This window comes from Oleiphilus sp. HI0132, from assembly GCF_001635845.1.
Genome location: NZ_LWGJ01001575.1, coordinates 1 through 699, shown reverse-complemented (window position 1 = coordinate 699; position 699 = coordinate 1). Strand labels below are relative to the sequence as shown.

Annotated in this window: 2 protein-coding genes; both read right to left on the bottom strand. The window is 46.5% G+C overall.

The features are described 5' to 3' along the window. Positions 1–183: 30S ribosomal protein S6 (gene rpsF / locus A3766_RS24345; protein WP_068643142.1), on the bottom strand; the 183-nt coding region annotated here is incomplete at its 3' end. Positions 184–393: 210 nt separating this feature from the next. Further along, positions 394–699 (bottom strand): tRNA lysidine(34) synthetase TilS (tilS, locus tag A3766_RS24340; RefSeq protein ID WP_156509103.1); only part of this gene is annotated, 306 nt, incomplete at its 5' end.

Genomic DNA, 699 nt, shown 5'->3' with positions numbered 1-699 from the left:
CAAAATGTAGTGTGCCTTGTGGATTTTGTTGATTGGGTAAGCCAAGTGACGGCGACCCCAGTCTTCTAGACGGTGAACCTGGCCACCGCTATCTTTGATAACACCAGTATAACGTTCAATCATTCCTGGAACCTGTTCACTTTGATCAGGGTGCACCAAGAATACGATCTCGTAATGACGCATATTTTCTCCCTTCGGGTAATAGCCTTTTAATGTCGACCACATCGGCCGTTTAAAAAGCAAGGAGTTACAAGTACACGGTAAAGTCTATTCCTTCCATAAGAAAGGTATAAGCTCCCCGCAGATTTTAGAGCGCGATATTCTAGAGATAAAACCATCAAGGTGCAAGACCTTTGCAGTAAGTTCGAGACCTTATCGCCTAATGACTCACCATTAATACTTATTATTGAAGTAAACGCTTAGAACAGGAAGCCCGGACTCTGCATGAAAACCCGCACCTATCCACAAGTTTCCAATTGCCGCCAGTACACCATCAATATAAATCAAAGGATAAGTATCACGTCGCCAAGGAGGAATACCCGCTTCTTGAAAAAGGCTTTTAAGGCTACGCCCCGGCCCGTCAGGTCTAGTCCTGAGCGACTCCCCTCCAGCACGAGATTTTATCTGCAACTCAAAACCTGCCCCGGGCACGGCGAGCTGTATACGACCTGAATCAGCCTGCATGCTTACATCCCCACT